Source organism: Streptomyces monticola (assembly GCF_042665355.1).
In the GTDB taxonomy this organism is placed as follows: Bacteria; Actinomycetota; Actinomycetes; order Streptomycetales; family Streptomycetaceae; genus Streptomyces; species Streptomyces monticola.
In genome coordinates this window covers 115293-132244 of sequence record NZ_JBHTCF010000016.1, presented here as the reverse complement: position 1 = coordinate 132244, position 16952 = coordinate 115293, and the positions used below count along the sequence as shown (strand labels likewise).

Here is a 16952-nt window from a genome sequence, read left to right as displayed (position 1 = left end):
CCCCTCCGGCGTTTGAGGAGCGGGGGGGGCCGGGGTGCCTGGAAAACCCGGCCCCGGCCCTCGCCGAACCTAGAGCTCTGCCAGCAGCTCGGCCTTCTTCGATGTGAACTCCGCGTCCGTCAGGAGCCCCGCCTGGTGCAGCTCACCGAGGTGCCGGATGCGGTCCGCGATATCGGCGGGGTCGCGGCGGCCGGCGGGCCGGTGCTCCACGAGAGCCGGCGCGGCGGGCCCGCTGGTGCGGACGGCGCAGAGCACCGCCGCGGCGAAGGGCAGCGACTCGTGCACCGGTCCGTAGCCGAGGCCGAACACCACCGCGGCCGGGTCCTGGTCGGCCTGCGGGGGCTGCGGTACGCCCGGCGCCCGGCGCAGCAGGCGCAGATAGCCGTCGAAGACCTCGGGGGAGCGCCATTCGACGCCTTCGAGGTCGGTCACCTGGTAGGTCTGGTCGCCGGCCTTCCACTTCGCCGACGAGGCGCCCGTCCAGAACCAGCGGTACGCCACCGACTTCCCGTCGAAGGACGCCTTGCCGTCGTACGCCTTGAACTGAAGGGGCCCTTCGGGCACGGCCACCAGGAAGTCGTCCGCGGGCTCCGCGGGGCCGAGGAGCGGACGCAGTTCGTCCCTGTAGTACTCGGCGAGCGTCTCGCGCTCGGCGGGCAGCACCAGGCGATAGGGGTCGCTGCCGTCCTTGAGCTGGCCCGCCGCCGCCTCCATGAGCGGATCCGCCCCGGGTCTCGGCGCGGCATGCAGCACCACGGTCCCCCGCTTGCCGGGACTGAGGTCCACCGCCGCCAACGCCTCGTAGGGGATGCGTCGTTCACCGAGCGTCTGGAACAGCTTCGGTGTTCTGATCCCCCGTTCGAAGCGGATGAGCACGGAGTCCGAGTCGAACTCCCAGGCGGCATGAAATCCGGCCAGTACATCACCCATGCGGCTCATCGTATGCGGCACGCGCGTCTTAGTCCCCCCTCGAAGCAATCCGGCTCTTCACGTAGTGGAGCGGATTTCTACGCGCGTCAGGCCGGGACGGAACCGGAAGATGTGTTCCGGCACGCGTCGCCGCCGCCCGCGCAACTCACCGAGTCGTACTGCCCGAGGCCGATGCGGGCGAAGTTCCGCAGGCTCTCGGTGCCCGGCTGAAAGTAGCCGGTGTGGCCGATGGCGCCCTCCGCCGACATCACCCGCGCACCGAAGGCACCGGAGACCGGGTCGGCGCCGTGGCCGAGGCCGCCGACCTCCATGTGCGGGATGTCCTGGATCCAGTCGTCGGCGTCCCGAGTCGCCCAGACCCGGGCCGTGGTGCCGAGCCCGTCGACGGTCTCGGCGCGCATACCGGGGCTGCCGGCGACGGCGATGTCGGTGACGCGCGACGGCAGTTCACGGGCGGCGACTCCGCACACCACGGAGCCGTAGCTGTGGCAGTACAGGGCGACGGACGAGGCACCGGGCAGCGCCCGCACCAGGGAGTTGAGCCGGCCGGAGCCGTCCTCCGCGCGCTTGGCGGTGGCCGCGTCCATGCCGACGCCGACGGGCGCCGTGTAGTCGGCCCAGGCGATGACCGCGGTACGGCCGCGCGGGCTGTCCTCGCGCTGCTGGTTGTAGAGCGCGTTGGCCATGCCGCGCGGTGCCGTGAACTTGCCGAAGGTCTTCTGGTACGTCAGCAGATTGGTGTCGACGCCGGGCACGATCACGGACACCCGCTGGGCGCGGTCCAGGTTGCCGAGCACTTCGGCCACCCGGCCGGGGCCCATCGGGTCGAAGGCGAGGATCTGCCGCTCGGGCTGCATGAGCGACTCGAAGCGGTGCATACGGCGGCCCGCTTCATAGCGCCCCGAATCGGAGAGCCGTTTGTCGTGCATGCGCTCGCGCTCCACGGCCCGCGCCTGGTCGATGGCGATGCGGTTGGCGGCATACCGCAGTTGCACCGGGGCACCCGCCATATTGCCGACGGCGAGCGGATAGCGGTGCACGAGCCGGGTCTTCTGTGCCGCGGTCAGGGTGCCGAAGAAGTGCGCGATCCGGCCGGACGAGCCGTCCGGGTCGGGCAGCTTGTGGCCGTCGATACCGCCGCGCTCCCAGGCCGCGAGGGCCAGCTCGAGCGGGGTCGACGCACCGCGGTGGTGACGCGCGGCGCTCCAGCCCGTGGTCGCCAGCATGACGAACACGACCGCGAGCGCGAGCAGTGCGCGCCAGACGTTCAGCGTGGGGGAGGTATCGAAGGAAGTCACTGCGAGACACCCTAGGAGAACTGCCGTCCCTACCGTGAAGTGCGTGGGGCACATCACGTTTCACGGTGGGTGATTGGGTTAAATCGGGCGCATAGGGTACCGCTCGACTACGCTCCGCATTCGCCTTGCGGGCACGCCAGTTCACTCACCGCTACATCAGTTCGTCCCGGTCTGCCCCGTCATCCCCTTCGTCCCGTTCCGCCCCCTTTGTCGCGCCCGTCCGTCGCCAGTCCATCGCGAGGGAGGGCACCAGGTGATCGAGATGGGACTCGGTGACCGCCCGCATCGACGCCACGCTCAGCTCCTCGCCCGCGCCCCACAGCTGACCGGTCACCCGCATCACGCCGCTGAAGGCGGCCACCGCCACCCGCGGCCGCGGGTCGGCGTCGATGTCGAGCCCCTCCCGCTCCGCGATGATCCTCGCGATCTCCTCCTCCATCTCGATGGAGCGGCGCAGATGGACGGCGACCAGGGCGGGCGTGGACTCGATCATGCGGTAGGTGCGCATATGGAGCTCGACCGGGACGACCTCCTCGATGGACTGCCCGAGGGCGTCCCAGGCGTCGAGGACGGAGCGGCGCAGGGCCTCGAAGGGCGCCTCGTGCGGCGGGCGGGCGCGCAGCGTCTCCACGAACCGGGCCTCGACCATGTCCTGGACCGCGAACACGGTCTCTTCCTTGCCCGCGAAATAGCGGAAGAAGGTGCGCTGTGAGACATCGACGGCCTCGACGATCTCGTCGACGGTCGTCTGCTCGTAGCCCTTCGTCGTGAAGAGTTCGAGCGCGGCGCGCAGCAGGGCGTCCCGGGTGCGCTGCTTCTTCCGCTCGCGCAGGCCGAGGCGTTCCTTGAGTTCGCTCGTCTGCGGCTTGAGGTCGGCTGGGGGCGAAGTCACTCCATGGCCCTCTTTCCACCGGTTTTTGCAGCTTTTGTGCAGCTCACCATACCTGTGAGCAACATGACAGTTACCGACTTGTGAAATGGTTTGTCAACTGTCAGCGACTGTCACTAGCCTCGAACGCATGACTAGTCAGACCACCGTCGACACGGCGGACAAAGCACCGGAGCAGCCGGGGGGCTCGCCCGCTCCGGTCGCAGCCAAGGGGCTGCGTGGGCACCCCTGGCTAACGCTCTTCGCTGTGGCGATCGGCGTGATGATGGTTGCCCTCGACGGCACGATCGTCGCTATCGCCAACCCGGTGATCAAGTCGGACCTCGGCGCCACCTGGCAGCAGATCCAGTGGATCACCAACGGATACTTCCTCGCCCTCGCCGTGACCCTGATCACCGCGGGCAAGCTCGGTGACCGCTTCGGCCACCGCCAGACCTTCCTCATCGGAGTCACCGGTTTCGCCGCGGCCTCGGCCGCCATCGGCTTCTCCGACAGCGTGACGCTCGTGGTCACCTTCCGTGTCCTGCAGGGCCTGTTCGGCGCGCTCCTCATGCCGGCCGCGCTCGGCCTGCTGCGCGCCACCTTCCCCGCCGAGAAGCTGAACATGGCCATCGGTATCTGGGGCATGGTCATCGGCGCCTCGACCGCGGGCGGCCCGATCCTCGGCGGCGTGCTCGTGGAGCACGTCAGCTGGCAGTCCGTCTTCTTCATCAACGTCCCCGTCGGCGTCATCGCCCTGCTCCTGGGGCTGGTGATCCTCAGGGACCACCGCGCCGAGAACGCGCCGAAGTCCTTCGACATCCTCGGTATCGCGCTGCTCTCCGCGGCCATGTTCTGCCTCGTCTGGGCGCTCATCAAGGCCCCGGAGTGGGGCTGGGGCGACGGCAAGACCTGGGGCTTCATCGGCGTCTCGGTGCTCTGTTTCGCGCTCTTCGCGTTCTGGGAGACCAAGGTCGCGGAGCCGCTGATCCCGCTGAAGCTGTTCCGCTCCGTGCCGCTGGCCGCCGGTACGGTCCTGATGGTCCTCATGGCCATCGCCTTCATGGGCGGCCTGTTCTTCGTCACGTTCTACCTCCAGAACGTGCACGGCATGAGCCCCGTGGACAGTGGTCTGCACCTGCTCCCGCTGACCGGCATGATGATCGTCGGCTCGCCGCTCGCGGGCGCCCTGATCACCAAGGCGGGCCCGCGTATCCCGCTGGCCGGCGGCATGATCTTCACCGCCCTCGCCATGTACGGCATGTCGACTCTGGAGACCGACACCGGCAGCCTGACCATGTCCATCTGGTTCGCCCTGCTCGGCCTCGGCCTCGCACCGGTCATGGTGGGCGCCACCGAAGTCATCGTCGGCAACGCGCCGTTGGAGCTCTCCGGCGTCGCGGGCGGACTGCAGCAGGCCGCGATGCAGATCGGCGGCAGCCTCGGTACGGCGGTGCTCGGCGCGATCATGGCCTCGAAGGTCGACAGCGACCTGGGCAGCAACTGGACCGAGGCGGGCCTTCCGCCGCTCAAGCCCGAGCAGCTCGACCAGGCCGCCGAAGCGGTGCAGAGCGGTACGGCACCCGTGCCGCCCGGCACCCCGGAGGGGATCGCCGCGAAGATCACCGACGTCGCGCACGACACCTTCATGTCCGGCATGGGCCTGGCGAGCCTGACGGCCGCCGGCGTGGCCGCGTTCGCGGTCCTGGTGGCCCTGCTGACCAAGCGCGGTGCCAACGCGGAGGCGGGCCAGGGCGCGGCGCACATCTAGCGGTTTCACCCTTGGCGGCCGCGTCGCGCGCGGCACCTCGGCACCCGAAAGCCCCGCCGGAGCTCCTCCGGCGGGGCTTTCCCCTATCAGGGTGTACGCGGCCCCGAACCCCTTCCGCCGCGCCGGGCGGAGCGGTCAGAGTGCGATCAACTGATCCGTACGACACGGGGGTTCACGATCATGCGAAACACCGTCTGTCTGCCCGCCCTCGCCACCGCCCTGGCCGCCCTGGTCCTTGTGTCCGCACAGACGGCGGGCGCCGTACAGACGGTGGGGGCGTCACCGCCGACACTCGCCGACTGCGGTCCGGGGGAGCTGTGTCTGTGGCAGGGCCCCGACTTCGCGGGCGAGCGGGAGACGTACGAGCTGTCGGGGACGGCGGTGGAAAGCTGTGTGGCGCTGCCGGAGGGGGGCAGCGCACAGGCTCTCGCCAACCGCACCGGACGGCCCGTGACGACCTACCAGTCCGCGGAGTGCGAGGAGACCGGCGAGTTCGCGACGTACCCGGGCACGGGGACCTGGGCACCACGTTCCCCGTACCGGGTGCGGGCGTTCAAGATCTGGGAGCGGTAGCGGTGCCGCCGCTCCCGTCACTCCGGCGCGGGGCGGCTGGCCCCGTCACTCCGGGGCGGGGCGGCTGGCCCCGTCACTCCGAGGCGGGGCGGCCGGTCCCGTCACTCCGGGGCGGGGCAGTCCACTTCGTCACTCGCGGACCGCCCCGCCGATCCCGTAACTCCCTGACTGATCCCCGCACCCCCGGGTACTCGGTCGCTGAGCCCGGTCCCCAGGACCCGAGTCGAGGCTCAGGGAGTGATGATGGCGAGCTTCGGACGCACCACCACGCGCAGGCACCCCCGTTCACGCGGCCGAGCAGGTCTGCGGAGCGGGCCGGATCGCGCGACGCTCGGGATCGTCGGAGTCATCTGTGCGATCGCCGGGTTCTTCGTCCTGGGCATCGTTCTCGGCCCGATCGCTGTGATCTGCGGCTGGCTGGCCATGGGGCGCCGCTGGAACGGCGCCCGGCCGGTGCCGGCCCTGATCGCGGTCGTGCTCGGAGCGATCGACACGGTCCTCGCGGTCCTCTGGATCGCGGGCACCGCCGCACCGGGCGGCGGGATGCTCTAAACGGCCCCGTCACGTGGGGGCGCCGCAGCCCGCGGCACCCCCACGGACGTGGGCCCGGCCTGAGCCCCGGGCACGGCCGACGAGAGGGCCGTCACCTGCGCCCGCAGGGACTTGACCTCCTCCGTCAGCGCCTCGATGGCCGCGGTCTGGCGCCGCTCCTCCACATCGTCCTGCTCGAAGCGCGCGATGAACCAGGCGGCGATATTCGCGGTGACCACACCGAGCAGCGCGATCCCGGACAGCATCAGGCCGACCGCGAGCACCCGGCCGAGCCCGGTGGTCGGGGAGTGATCGCCGTAGCCGACGGTCGTCATCGTGGTGAACGACCACCACAAGGCGTCCCCGGCCGTCTTGATGTTGCCGTCGGGCGACTCGCGCTCCACGGCGAGCACGGCGAGGGAGCCGAACATCAGCAGCCCCGTCACCGCACCGGCGACATAGGTGGTCAGCCTGATCTGTGAGGCCATCCGGGCCCGCCGTCCGACCAGCATCAAGGTGGCGACCACCCGCAGCAGTTGCAGCGGCCTCAGCAGCGGCAGCACCACGGCGCACAGGTCGAGCCAGTGGTGGCGTACGAACCGCTTCTTGTTCTCGGAGAGGACCAGGCGTACGAAGTAGTCGATGGCGAACGCACCCCACACCACCCACTCCACGGTCGTGCACGCACGCTTCAACGCGGGGTCCGCGGCGGGCAGCACGATCGGCACCGCGTAGGCGGCCGCGAAGATCACCGCGAGGGCGAGCAACGGCCGCTGGGTGTGGTGCTCCCATCGGATCTGCGCCGGTTGTTCCTTCATGCGACGCATCGTAAAGAACGCGTAAGGGCGGCGGGACCAGCAGGCCCCGCCGCCCTTCACTCGGACCGGATGAGTACAGCCCGGATGAGTGCAGACCCGATGACTACGCGTCGCCGCCCGCCGCGCCCGGGTCGGCGGCCGCGACATCGAGCAGCTGGTACCGGTCGACCGCCTGCTTCAGGACCGAGCGGTCGATCTTGCCCTCCTGGGCGAGCTCCGTGAGCACACCGAGGACGATCGACTGCGCGTCGATGTGGAAGAAGCGGCGGGCCGCACCACGCGTGTCGGCGAAGCCGAAGCCGTCCGCGCCAAGGGAGTTGTAGCGCCCCGGCACCCAGCGCGAGATCTGGTCGGGAACCGCCCGCATCCAGTCGGACACGGCCACGAACGGTCCTTCGGCGCCGCTGAGCTTCTGCGTCACATACGGCGTGCGCTGCTCCTCCTCGGGGTGGAGCAGATTGTGCCGCTCGACCTCGACGGCGTCGCGCCGCAGCTCGTTCCAGGACGTCGCCGACCAGACATCGGCCTTCACGTTCCACTCCTGGGCGAGGATCTGCTGGGCCTCGAGGGCCCACGGCACCGCGACACCGGACGCCATGATCTGCGCCGGGATCGCACCCGACTCGCCGCGCTTGAAGAGGTGGATGCCCTTGAGGATGCCCTCGATGTCGGCGCCCTCGGGCTCCGCCGGGTGCTGGATCGGCTCGTTGTAGACGGTGAGGTAGTAGAAGACGTCCTCGCTGTCCGGGCCGTACATCCGGCGCAGACCGTCCTTGACGATATGCGCGATCTCGAAGCCGAACGCCGGGTCGTAGGCGACACAGGCCGGGTTGGTCGAGGCGAGCAGCTGAGAGTGGCCGTCCGCGTGCTGCAGACCCTCACCGGTCAGGGTCGTACGTCCGGCGGTCGCACCCAGGACAAAGCCCCGGGCGAGCTGGTCGGCCATCTGCCAGAACTGGTCGCCGGTGCGCTGGAAACCGAACATCGAGTAGAAGACGTAGACCGGGATCAGCGGTTCGCCGTGCGTCGCGTACGCCGAGCCCGCGGCGATCAGAGACGCGGTGCAGCCGGCCTCGGTGATGCCGTCGTGCAGCATCTGACCGGTCGGCGACTCCTTGTAGGCGAGCAGCAGCTGGCGGTCCACCGACTCGTACTGCTGGCCCAGCGGGTTGTAGATCTTGGCGCTCGGGAAGAACGCGTCCATACCGAAGGTGCGGTACTCGTCCGGCGCGATCGGCACGAAACGCTTGCCGATCTCCTTGTCCCGCATCAGGTCCTTGAGGATGCGGACGAACGCCATCGTGGTGGCGATCGACTGCTGCCCCGAGCCCTTGCGCGCGGTGGCGTACGCCTTGTCGTCCGGCAGCTGCAGCGGCCTGGCCCGCACGACCCGGGTCGGCACATAGCCGGCCAGGCCCTTGCGGCGGTCGTGCATGTACTGGATCTCTTCGGAGTCGCGGCCCGGGTGGTAGTAGGGCGGCAGACCGTCCTCGAGGTCCTTGTCGGCGATCGGGATGTGCAGCCGGTCGCGGAAGTGCTTCAGGTCGTCGACCGTCAGCTTCTTCATCTGGTGGGTCGCGTTGCGTCCCTCGAAATTGGGACCGAGCGTCCAGCCCTTGACGGTCTGCGCGAGGATCACCGTCGGCTGGCCCTTGTGCTCAAGAGCGGACTTGTACGCCGCGTAGACCTTCTTGTGGTCGTGGCCGCCGCGGCCCAGGTGAAGGAGCTGGTCGTCGGTCATGCCCTCGGCCATGGCGCGCAGCCGGTGGTCGTCGCCGAAGAAGTGCTCACGGATGTACGCGCCGGTCTCGGTGGCGTACGTCTGGAACTGGCCGTCGGGGGTCGTGTTCATCTTGTTGACGAGCACGCCGTCGCGGTCCTGCGCGAGCAGCGGGTCCCAACTGCGGTCCCAGATCAGCTTGATGACATTCCAGCCGGCACCGCGGAACTGCGACTCCAGCTCCTGGATGATCTTGCCGTTGCCGCGCACCGGGCCGTCGAGGCGCTGCAAGTTGCAGTTGACGACGAAGGTCAGGTTGTCCAGGCCTTCGCGGGCCGCGAGCGAGAGCTGGCCGAGCGACTCGGGCTCGTCCATCTCGCCGTCGCCGAGGTAGGCCCACACATGCGACTTGGAGGTGTCGGCGATACCGCGCGCCTCCATGTAGCGGTTCATCCGGGCCTGGTAGATCGCGCCGAGCGGGCCGAGGCCCATGGACACGGTCGGGAACTCCCAGAAGTCCGGCATGAGCCGCGGGTGCGGGTAGCTGGACAGGCCGTGGGGCGCCTTGGACTTCTCCTGCCGGAAGGCGTCCAGCTGCTGTTCGTTCAGCCGGTCCAGGAGGAACGCGCGGGCGTAGATGCCCGGCGACGCATGTCCCTGGAAGAAGATCTGGTCGCCGCCGTCGCCTTCGTCCTTGCCCCGGAAGAAGTGGTTGAAGCCCACGTCGTAGAGGGAGGCCGAGGAGGCGAAGGTGGCGATGTGGCCGCCCACGCCGATACCGGGACGCTGGGCCCTTGAGACCATGACCGCCGCGTTCCAGCGGGTGGCGTTGAGGACCTTGCGCTCGATCTCCTCGTTGCCCGGGAAGAACGGCTCGTCCTTGGTGGCGATCGTGTTGACGTAGTCCGTGCTGCGCATCTCGGGCACGGCGACGCGCTTCTCGCGGGCCCGCTCGATCAGCCGGAGCATCAGGTAACGGGCCCGCTCACGGCCCCGCTCGTCGACCGCCGCATCCAGCGAGTCGAGCCATTCCTGAGTCTCTTCGGGATCAAAGTCCGGGACCTGGCTGGGAAGGCCGCCAATGATGATCGGGTTGCGATCGGATCCGGAAGCCACGCTGTTCCTTCGCTGTCGGTCTGGCTTGGTCTGCAGGGTCTGCACGGGCGCTGCACCGGTTTGCACCGGTATTTCGAGCCGTCGTTCGCGCCGTCCCCATCGTCTACCTCGGGGGCGGAATCGTCATCTGTACCGAGAGGTAACCAAGCCGTCCTACGGCGGCCCGATGGCGGGTTCGGCCCAAATCGCAACGATACGCCCACACCGCTTGAGTGTTCCCTGAGGACGTTCGACCATGAATGGCGGACGGAAGTCCTCTACACGTTCCGCAAGTCCGCTCGACGGACTCGAATGAGTCCTGAGGCGGCCGAGTGGACCGCAGGCGCGACAAATCCGGCCAGAAGGGTGTGGGATGAATCACCGATGCCCGGCAAAGCGGGCATTGGGTGGCGGCGACAGGGCCAGGAACGTCACCGTTTCGGCGGTCTCGACGGCCGGGTACTTGCGCGATCCGCCCCGCACGTGTGGACTACGGCCAATGCCTCGCGTACGCGCGTGGCTGAGAACAACTTCCAAACATGATCAGGAGGCAATCCGTGAGCGCGACCGCGGACCACGCGGAGACGAACCTTGCCGTAAGGCTCGGTTTCGAGACCGACCAGGTGGTCCAGGAGATCGGCTACGACGACGACGTCGACCAGGAGCTCCGTGAGGCCATCGAAGCGACTACTGGTACCGAGCTCGTCGACGAGGAGTACGACGACGTGGCCGATGCCGTGGTGCTCTGGTTCCGCGAGGACGACGGGGACCTGACTGATGCGCTGGTGGATGCCATCGCGTACATGGAAGAAGGCGGCCACATCCTTCTGCTGACGCCGAAGACCGGCCGTGACGGCTACGTCGAGCCGAGCGAGATCAGCGAGGCGGCGACGACCGCCGGCCTGTCGGCTTCCAAGAGCGTCAGCGTCGGCAAGGACTGGAGCGGCAGCCGTCTCGTGACCCCGAAGGCGGCGGCCAAGAAGCGCTGAGCCGCATCTCAAGGCACTGAAGAGGGCCCCTGCCGACAGCGGTCGGCGGGGGCTTTCGCCGTGTCCGTAGGCTGGGCACCACCTGAACAGCCCTACGAAGGGATGCGTACTCATGGCGCTCGCTGGGATTGAGACCGGCACCAAGGCCCCGGACATCGAGCTGAAGAACCAGCACGGCGAGACCGTGCGGCTCTCGGACTTCCGCGGCGAGAAGAACGTGGTGCTGCTCTTCTACCCGTTCGCCTTCACCGGTGTCTGCACCGGTGAGCTCTGCGCCCTGCGCGACGAGCTCCCGAAGTTCGTGAACGACGACGTCCAGCTGCTCGCCGTGTCGAACGACTCGCCGTTCACCCTGCGCGTATTCGCCGAGCAGGAGGGCCTCGAATACCCGCTGCTCTCCGACTTCTGGCCGCACGGCGAGGCCTCGCGTGCCTATGGCGTCTTCGACGAGGAGAAGGGCTGCGCGGTGCGCGGCACCTTCATCATCGACAAGGAGGGCGTGGTCCGCTGGACCGTCGTCAACGCCCTGCCCGACGCGCGTGACCTGAACGAGTACGTCCAGGCGCTCGGCACGCTCTGACGCGCCCGCACCACACCGGCCGAATCTTCCGACGACGACGCGATCCCGGGGCGAAAAGCCTGTTTGCGGCGGGAACCGGTCACTAGGATCCAGTCGTTGATCTGATGCCAACGCACGACGGGGGCGCTGCCCCTAGACACTATTGGGAGGACTCGTGGGAGTCAGCCTCAGCAAGGGCGGCAACGTCTCGCTGACCAAGGAGGCCCCTGGCCTGACCGCGATCACGGTCGGCCTCGGCTGGGACATCCGCACCACCACCGGTACGGACTTCGACCTGGACGCAAGCGCCATCCTGACGAAGGAGGACGGCAAGGTCAGCAGTGACGCCAACTTCGTCTTCTTCAACAACCTCAAGAGCCCCGACGGCTCCGTGGAGCACACCGGTGACAACACCACCGGTGAGGGCGAGGGCGACGACGAGCAGATCAAGGTGAACCTCGCCGGCGTCCCGGCCGAGATCGCCAAGATCGTGTTCCCCGTCTCCATCTACGACGCGGAGAACCGCCAGCAGTCCTTCGGCCAGGTGCGCAACGCGTTCATCCGCGTCGTGAACCAGGACGGCGGCACCGAGATCGCCCGTTACGACCTCTCCGAGGACGCCTCGACCGAGACCGCCATGGTCTTCGGCGAGCTCTACCGCCACGGCGCGGAGTGGAAGTTCCGTGCCATCGGCCAGGGCTACGCCTCGGGCCTGCGCGGCATCGCGCAGGACTTCGGCGTGAACGTCTGAGCCCTTACGCACACACCTCGTCCGGCGCCGCACCCCTCGTGCGGCGCCGGTCGTGCTCGACACCACTGCATCACCACCTCGGGGAGGACCACGACCATGGGCGTCACGCTCGCCAAGGGAGGCAATGTCTCCCTCTCCAAAGCCGCACCCAACCTCACACAGGTGCTGGTCGGGCTCGGCTGGGACGCGCGCTCCACCACCGGAGCCCCCTTCGACCTCGACGCGAGCGCGCTGCTCTGCAATTCCGGGCGGGTGCTCGGCGACGAGTGGTTCGTCTTCTACAACCAGCTCAAGAGCCCCGACGGCTCCGTGGAGCACACCGGTGACAACCTCACCGGTGAGGGCGAGGGCGACGACGAGTCCCTCCTCGTGGACCTGTCGAAGGTTCCGGCCAATGTGGACAAGATCGTCTTTCCCGTCTCCATTCATGAGGCGGATAATCGGGGACAGACCTTCGGACAGGTCAGCAACGCCTTCATCCGGGTCGTCAACCAGGCCGACGGCGTGGAGCTCGCTCGCTACGACTTGTCCGAGGACGCCTCCACGGAGACCGCGATGATCTTCGGCGAGGTTTACCGGTACGGCGACGAATGGAAGTTCCGGGCTGTGGGCCAGGGGTACGCGTCGGGCCTCCGCGGCATCGCTCTAGACTTCGGGGTCAACGTTTCGTAAAGCCGCGCGCGGCTCGGGGGAGCCCCGTACTCGCTCGGCACGGGGGAGCCCCGTACACAACGATTGGGTAGCCAGTGGTACTGAAAACCTTCGGCTGGTCGTTCGCGGTCACCGCGCTCGGCCTGGTCGCAGCGGTGTTCATCGGGGGGTGGCAGGCGTTCGGGATCGTGGCGATCCTGTCCATCCTCGAGATCTCGCTGTCCTTCGACAACGCGGTGGTCAACGCCGGAATCCTGAAGAAGATGAATGCCTTCTGGCAGAAGATCTTCCTCACCATCGGCATCCTGATCGCCGTTTTCGGCATGCGCCTTGTCTTCCCCGTCGTCATCGTGGCCATCAGCGCCAAGATCGGCCCCATCGAGGCCGTCGATCTGGCGATGACCGACAAGGACCAGTACCAGCAGCTGGTCACCGACGCCCACCCGTCGATCGCCGCCTTCGGCGGTATGTTCCTGTTGATGATCTTCCTCGACTTCATCTTCGAGGACCGTGACATCAAGTGGCTCGGCTGGCTCGAGCGCCCCCTCGCCAAGCTCGGCAAGGTCGACATGCTGTCGGTCTGCATCGCGCTCATCGTGCTGCTCGTCACCGCAATGACCTTCGCGACCAACGCCCACCAGCACGGCGGCGCCCATGTCGACAAGGCACAGACGGTACTGATCTCCGGTGTCGCGGGTCTGATCACGTATCTGATCGTCGGCGGTCTCTCCAGCTACTTCGAGAACAAGCTGGAGGAAGAGGAGGAGCGCGAGCACGAGGAGGAGGAAGCCGCCAAGAAGAGCGGCAAGCCCGTCTCGGCCGTCCGTCTCGCCGGCAAGGCCGCGTTCTTCATGTTCCTCTACCTCGAGGTCCTGGACGCGTCCTTCTCCTTCGACGGCGTGATCGGCGCCTTCGCCGTCACCAACGACATCGTCCTGATGGCGCTCGGCCTCGGTATCGGCGCCATGTACGTCAGGTCGCTCACCGTCTACCTGGTCCGCCAGGGCACCCTCGACGACTACGTCTACCTGGAGCACGGCGCGCACTACGCGATCGGCGCCCTCGCCGCGGTCCTCCTCGTCACCATCCAGTACGAGATCCACGAACTCATCACCGGTTCGCTCGGAGTCATCCTGATCGGCTGGTCCTTCTGGTCCTCGGTGCGCCGTAACAAGGCGCTCGCCGCGGCCGAAGGGGGAAAAGGCCCGACCTCGGACGAGAAGACTGAGGTCTCGTCCGGGGTGTGACCCGGAGCCCGTTGAGGGAACGCTCTGAAGCGGGGCGGTCACGAGGTGCTGAGCCTCCGGCCGCCCCGCTTCCTCTGTCCGTGATCAGTCTGTGGAGTACGAGAGTTGGGGGCGGGATGTCCTTCTGGGAAGGGCTCTGGCGAGGTCGCGAAGCGCAGTACGAATCGGGCAGCGCGGCGACCAACGCCATCGAGCTCACCAAGCGCCGACCGTCGGTCTCCCTCACCAAGCAGGGGGCGGCCACCGGCAATCTGCGCGTCAATCTCTCCTGGCGGATGCGCACTTCGGATATCGAGGGCAGGTCGAAAAAGGGCGGCAGGCTGCTGCGGCACCCGCTCAAGATGTTCCAGCCGGATGTGGTGCAGGCGCACACACAGGGTGTCGTCAACGTCGACCTGGACATCGGCTGCCTCTACGAGCTGGTGGACGGAGCGAAAGGTGTCGTCCAGCCGCTCGGCAGCTTCTTCGGCGACCTCAACGGACCGCCGTTCGTGAAGCTCAGCGGCGACGACCGCTTCGGCTCACCCTCGGGCGAGACGATCTACGTCAATCTCGATCACCGCGAGTCCATCAAGCGGCTCCTGGTGTTCGTCTACATCTATGACCAGACACCGGCGTTCGACCGCACCCATGCCAAGGTCACGCTCTATCCGAGCAATGGGCCGCGGATCGAGATCGACCTCGACGAGCGCGCCCCGCAGGCCCGCTCCTGCGCGGTGATCTCCATCGAGAACGTCAAGGGCGAGCTGGTGGTGCACCGCGAGGTGAAGTTCGTCTACGGCTTCCAGGCGGAGCTGGACCGGCTGTACGGCTGGGGGCTGCAGTGGGGCCGGGGCTACAAGGCGAAGGTGGGCGGAAAGTAGCGGGGTGCAGGGTGGCGCGGGGCCGGGTCAGCGCCCCACGAACTGCGGGCCCTGCGGCGGCAGCCTGAAGTCGGGGTCCGGGCCACCGACCGGAACCGGCGCGGTGACCGGCTGGGGATAGCCGTACGCGGGCGCGGGCGAGGCCGGCTGCGGGTAGCCGTAGGCGGGCTGCATCGGAGGCTGTGTGGGCTGCGGCACGGGCGGCTGCGGATAGCCGTACGCGGGTGCGGGTGCGGGTGCGGGTGCGGAGGGGGGCGGGGGCAGGTGCGGCTGTGCGGGCTCCGGCTGCTGCGCGGCCGCGGGGTGCGGCTGCTGCGCCTCCGACTCGTCCACCGAGATACCGAAGTCCGTCGCCAGGCCCACCAGACCGTTCGAGTAGCCCTCGCCCAGGGCCCGGAACTTCCAGGCGTCCCCGCGCCGGTACAGCTCGCCGCAGATCAACGCCGTCTCGGCACCCGTCTCCGGCTTCACATCGAAGTACGCGTACGGATCGCTCTCGGCCGCTGTCGCGTCGTACAGCGAAATGCGCAGGCCGCGTACGTGCTCGAAGGGGACGTCGTCCGCCGAGGCCGCGATGAGTATCCGGTCCACCTCGGCGGGCATCCCCGCGAGGTCCGCCTGGATCGTGTCGCTGAGGCCGTCGGCGACGCGCTTCTTGCCGAGGCGCCAGACCTTGCCGGACGGGTGGCGCGGCTGGTTGTAGAAGACGAAGTCCTCGTCGGAACGGACCCGGCCCTCGGCGGAGAGCAGCAGTGCCGAGGCGTCGATGTCCGGGGACCCCGAGCCTGCCGGCCCCGGGGTCCAGCGCAGCACGGCGCGTACGGCCATGGCTTCGAGCGGGACGTTCGACCCCTTCAGCATCGCGTGCGTCATGCCGTAATCCTGCCTTCCCGGCTCCTGCGCGGACAACGCGGGGGGCCGCCGGGCCGGCGAGCTGTTGGGGGAGTCATGCGAGGGTTACCTGAATTTCATGGGAGCAGGGAACCCTTGACATGCTCCTCTACGTACTATTACCGGCCACATTAAGTCGGTCACTTGTCTGCCACGGGGGAGTCTCATGCGTCATTTCGGGCACATCGCGCCTGAGATCCGGAACCGGCTGTTCCACAGCCAGCCACAGGAGTTCACCGTGGACTCACCCGCCTCTCTTCTCTCGGCGGCTCTGGGCGCCACGCTGTACAGCCCCGCCACCCGGCCCCACCTCGCCGACGACATCGTCAAGCAGGCCGGGCGCGGAGTGGTCTCGATGGTGCTCTGCCTGGAGGACTCGATCGACGACGCGGAGGTCGCCGGTGGCGAGCAGAACCTGATCAGGCAGTTCGCCGGTCTCGCCGAGCGTGCCGGGCGCGGCGGTGCCGACGAGGCCTCGCGGCTCCCGCTGCTCTTCATCCGGGTCCGTGAGCCGGCCCAGATCCCCGATCTCGTACACCGCCTCGGGCCCGCGGCCGCGCTGCTGTCCGGATTCGTACTGCCGAAGTTCACCGAGGAGCGGGGGGTGCCCTTCCTGGAGGCACTCACGGCGGCGGCGGCGAGCAGCGGGCGCAGGCTCTTCGCCATGCCCGTCCTCGAATCGCCCGAGCTGCTCCATCTGGAGACCCGGGTGGAGACGCTGTCCGGCATCGCCCGCACCGTCGACAAATACCGCGACCGGGTGCTCGCCCTGCGCCTCGGCGTCACCGACTTCTGCTCGGCGTACGGACTGCGCCGGCAGCCCGACATGACCGCGTACGACGTGCAGATCGTCGCCTCCGTCATCGCGGATGTGGTCAATGTCCTCGGCCGGGCCGACGGCACCGGGTTCACGGTGACCGGGCCCGTGTGGGAGTACTTCCGGGTCCAGGAGCGGATGTTCAAGCCGCAGCTGCGGGCCAGCCCCTTCCTCGGCCGCGCCGAGGAGCTGCGCACGGCCCTCATCGAGCACGACATGGACGGGCTGCTGCGTGAGATCGGCCTCGACCGGGCCAACGGCCTGCTCGGCAAGACCTGTATCCACCCCTCCCACGTCATGCCCGTGCACGCCCTTTCGGTGGTCAGCCACGAGGAGTTCAGCGACGCCCAGGACATCCTGCGGCCCGAGCGGGGCGGCGGCGGTGTGCTGCGCTCGGCGTACACGAACAAAATGAACGAGGTGAAGCCGCACCGCGCCTGGGCCGAACGCACACTGCAGCGCGCCCAGGCCTTCGGCGTCGCCAACGCGGACGTCGGCTTCGTGGAGCTGCTCACCGCGGGCCTTCCCGGCGGTACATGAGGCGGAGGCGGCGGAGGCCGGGGACGAACGGGAAGAAGTC

General features: G+C 68.4%; 16 protein-coding genes. 10 read left to right on the top strand and 6 right to left on the bottom strand.

Going from position 1 to position 16952, the window contains the following annotated elements:
* Positions 1-69: 69 nt before the first annotated feature.
* From ACFQVC_RS30705 to ACFQVC_RS30695, 3 genes are all read right to left on the bottom strand, one after another.
* On the bottom strand, positions 70-939 hold the full coding sequence (locus ACFQVC_RS30705; protein WP_381836839.1) for a DUF4429 domain-containing protein: 870 nt from the start codon (positions 937-939) through the stop codon (positions 70-72).
* 77 nt (positions 940-1016) lie between these two features.
* Positions 1017-2228 (bottom strand): alpha/beta hydrolase, encoded by a 1212-nt coding sequence (locus ACFQVC_RS30700; RefSeq protein WP_381836689.1) that lies wholly within the window; start codon positions 2226-2228, stop codon positions 1017-1019.
* A 151-nt stretch (positions 2229-2379) separates the two neighbouring features.
* Positions 2380-3120, bottom strand: a complete 741-nt coding sequence (locus ACFQVC_RS30695) for a TetR/AcrR family transcriptional regulator (protein ID WP_381836687.1) — start codon at positions 3118-3120, stop codon at positions 2380-2382.
* A 127-nt stretch (positions 3121-3247) separates the two neighbouring features.
* On the opposite strand from ACFQVC_RS30695, the gene ACFQVC_RS30690 reads away from it, so the two are divergent.
* The 3 genes from ACFQVC_RS30690 (at position 3248) to ACFQVC_RS30680 (ending at position 5992) form a co-directional block, all read left to right on the top strand.
* Complete coding sequence (locus tag ACFQVC_RS30690; protein WP_381836685.1) at positions 3248-4867, top strand: MFS transporter; 1620 nt, start codon at positions 3248-3250, stop codon at positions 4865-4867.
* Between the two features lie 180 nt (positions 4868-5047).
* Positions 5048-5440, top strand: coding sequence for a peptidase inhibitor family I36 protein (locus ACFQVC_RS30685; RefSeq protein ID WP_381836683.1), 393 nt, complete (start codon positions 5048-5050; stop codon positions 5438-5440).
* Positions 5441-5680: 240 nt separating this feature from the next.
* Entirely contained in the window at positions 5681-5992 is a 312-nt protein-coding gene (locus tag ACFQVC_RS30680) for a small hydrophobic protein (protein ID WP_381836681.1), read from the top strand.
* On the opposite strand, the gene ACFQVC_RS30675 is transcribed toward ACFQVC_RS30680, so the two are convergent.
* On the bottom strand, positions 5989-6789 hold the full coding sequence (locus ACFQVC_RS30675; protein WP_381836679.1) for a potassium channel family protein: 801 nt from the start codon (positions 6787-6789) through the stop codon (positions 5989-5991). The two genes, ACFQVC_RS30680 and ACFQVC_RS30675, sit on opposite strands and share 4 nt — an antisense overlap.
* A gap of 103 nt (positions 6790-6892) precedes the next feature.
* Complete coding sequence (gene aceE, locus ACFQVC_RS30670; protein ID WP_381836677.1) at positions 6893-9625, bottom strand: pyruvate dehydrogenase (acetyl-transferring), homodimeric type; 2733 nt, start codon at positions 9623-9625, stop codon at positions 6893-6895.
* Positions 9626-10161: 536 nt separating this feature from the next.
* On the opposite strand from aceE, the gene ACFQVC_RS30665 reads away from it, so the two are divergent.
* The 6 genes from ACFQVC_RS30665 (at position 10162) to ACFQVC_RS30640 (ending at position 14664) form a co-directional block, all read left to right on the top strand.
* A complete protein-coding gene (locus ACFQVC_RS30665) occupies positions 10162-10593 on the top strand; it encodes a DUF3052 domain-containing protein (protein WP_381836675.1) in 432 nt (143 codons plus the stop codon).
* A 112-nt stretch (positions 10594-10705) separates the two neighbouring features.
* Positions 10706-11173: a peroxiredoxin gene (locus ACFQVC_RS30660; protein WP_381836673.1), complete on the top strand. Its 468-nt coding sequence runs from the start codon at positions 10706-10708 to the stop codon at positions 11171-11173.
* A 154-nt stretch (positions 11174-11327) separates the two neighbouring features.
* Positions 11328-11903, top strand: coding sequence for a TerD family protein (locus tag ACFQVC_RS30655; protein WP_381836671.1), 576 nt, complete (start codon positions 11328-11330; stop codon positions 11901-11903).
* Between the two features lie 96 nt (positions 11904-11999).
* A complete protein-coding gene (locus tag ACFQVC_RS30650) occupies positions 12000-12575 on the top strand; it encodes a TerD family protein (protein ID WP_381836669.1) in 576 nt (191 codons plus the stop codon).
* A gap of 74 nt (positions 12576-12649) precedes the next feature.
* The gene (locus ACFQVC_RS30645) at positions 12650-13801 is read left to right on the top strand and encodes a DUF475 domain-containing protein (RefSeq protein WP_381836667.1); all 1152 of its coding nucleotides are present in this window, start codon (positions 12650-12652) and stop codon (positions 13799-13801) included.
* A 116-nt stretch (positions 13802-13917) separates the two neighbouring features.
* A complete protein-coding gene (locus ACFQVC_RS30640) occupies positions 13918-14664 on the top strand; it encodes a TerD family protein (protein WP_381836665.1) in 747 nt (248 codons plus the stop codon).
* A 27-nt stretch (positions 14665-14691) separates the two neighbouring features.
* On the opposite strand, the gene ACFQVC_RS30635 is transcribed toward ACFQVC_RS30640, so the two are convergent.
* Positions 14692-15537, bottom strand: coding sequence for a TerD family protein (locus ACFQVC_RS30635; protein WP_381836663.1), 846 nt, complete (start codon positions 15535-15537; stop codon positions 14692-14694).
* A gap of 184 nt (positions 15538-15721) precedes the next feature.
* Between ACFQVC_RS30635 and ACFQVC_RS30630 the strand changes: the two genes are divergently transcribed.
* Positions 15722-16912, top strand: a complete 1191-nt coding sequence (locus ACFQVC_RS30630; RefSeq protein ID WP_381836661.1) for an HpcH/HpaI aldolase/citrate lyase family protein — start codon at positions 15722-15724, stop codon at positions 16910-16912.
* The last annotated feature ends 40 nt before the right edge of the window (positions 16913-16952 follow it).

Bases quoted from the DNA above. Each gene is read 5' to 3' on its own strand.
- ACFQVC_RS30680 (WP_381836681.1), top strand. From the start codon at position 5,681: ATGATGGCGAGCTTCGGACGCACCACCACGCGCAGGCACCCCCGTTCA.
- ACFQVC_RS30660 (WP_381836673.1), top strand. From the start codon at position 10,706: ATGGCGCTCGCTGGGATTGAGACCGGCACCAAGGCCCCGGACATCGAG.
- ACFQVC_RS30650 (WP_381836669.1), top strand. From the start codon at position 12,000: ATGGGCGTCACGCTCGCCAAGGGAGGCAATGTCTCCCTCTCCAAAGCC.
- ACFQVC_RS30675 (WP_381836679.1), bottom strand. From the start codon at position 6,789: ATGAAGGAACAACCGGCGCAGATCCGATGGGAGCACCACACCCAGCGG.
- ACFQVC_RS30690 (WP_381836685.1), top strand. From the start codon at position 3,248: ATGACTAGTCAGACCACCGTCGACACGGCGGACAAAGCACCGGAGCAG.
- ACFQVC_RS30640 (WP_381836665.1), top strand. From the start codon at position 13,918: ATGTCCTTCTGGGAAGGGCTCTGGCGAGGTCGCGAAGCGCAGTACGAA.
- ACFQVC_RS30685 (WP_381836683.1), top strand. From the start codon at position 5,048: ATGCGAAACACCGTCTGTCTGCCCGCCCTCGCCACCGCCCTGGCCGCC.
- ACFQVC_RS30705 (WP_381836839.1), bottom strand. From the start codon at position 939: ATGAGCCGCATGGGTGATGTACTGGCCGGATTTCATGCCGCCTGGGAG.
- ACFQVC_RS30630 (WP_381836661.1), top strand. From the start codon at position 15,722: ATGCGTCATTTCGGGCACATCGCGCCTGAGATCCGGAACCGGCTGTTC.
- ACFQVC_RS30635 (WP_381836663.1), bottom strand. From the start codon at position 15,537: ATGACGCACGCGATGCTGAAGGGGTCGAACGTCCCGCTCGAAGCCATG.